General features: G+C 44.4%; 1 protein-coding gene. It reads left to right on the top strand.

The window, feature by feature from the left end:
• On the top strand, positions 1 to 810 hold an 810-nt coding region (locus R7P72_RS25740; RefSeq protein WP_318111068.1), incomplete at its 5' end, for a succinylglutamate desuccinylase/aspartoacylase family protein.
• Positions 811 to 1089: the final 279 nt, after the last annotated feature.

Below are 1089 nucleotides of genomic sequence, written 5' to 3'. Positions count from 1 at the left end.
ATTGCGGTGCCAATCGTAAACGTATTTGGCTTTATCCATAAGTCTCGTTACTTACCCGATCGCCGCGATCTAAACCGTTGTTTCCCTGGCAGCGAAAAAGGCGCACTCGCTTCACGTATGGCGTATGGATTCTTCAATAATATAGCGAAACGTTGTGATTACATTTTAGATTTACACACAGGTGCGATTCATCGTACTAACCTACCCCAAATACGCGCTAACCTGAGCAATCCGGAAACACTGCGTATTGCTAAAGCATTTGCCACGCCAGTGATCGTTGACTCAGCATTGCGTGATGGCTCGCTACGTAGCGAAGCCGAGAAGTGTGATATCCCAGTATTGACTTACGAAGCTGGTGAAGCACTTCGCTTTGATCCGCTATCTATCAGTGCTGGTGTTTTAGGCGTTCAACGCGTTATGCAAGCGATCGGCATGTTGAGAGCCAGCCGTAAAAAACTGCCAGAACCTGTTATCGCGAAATCGACCAGCTGGGTTAGAGCGCCAGGTAACGGTATTTTGCGCACGGTGGTGAACCTAGGCGATAAAGTAGAAAAAGGTGAAACCTTAGCTTACATCAGCTCACCCCTCGGTCACGATGAAATAGAGCTAAAAGCACCTAAAAGTGGCTTAGTGATCGGTCAGCAAACGCTGCCATTAGTGAACGAAGGCGATGCCATTTTCCACCTCGCATACTTCAGCCAAAGCGACGATGAAGTAGAACAAGCGGTAGAAAGCTACATTGAAGGATTAACTGAGTTTGACGTCGAACAGGTAACGACGGGACAAATCCCACTCGACACTCAGTCATAATTGCATGCTCTATGATCTCAAAGCCCAGTACCTGTTGCCGGGCTTTTTTTGTTATGTTTACTCACCAATATTATTTATTACAAACACTTAAACATGAAAACTTAACGTTTGTGCTTCGTGTTTAGCTTATTTCAATTCATCTTGTTCACCGCACAATTGCACAGCGTTTTATTTATTCGTATTATGTTTTCTTTTTGCTTGCACACATCTATGAATAAAACACAACTCATTAGCTGTTTGTTGGGACTTGGACTTTCTGCAAATCTCCTCGCTCAAGAA

Source organism: Vibrio sp. Vb0888 (assembly GCF_033338835.1).
GTDB classification, from domain to species: Bacteria; Pseudomonadota; Gammaproteobacteria; order Enterobacterales; family Vibrionaceae; genus Vibrio; species Vibrio alginolyticus.
This window is presented reverse-complemented; position numbering and strand designations above follow the sequence as displayed.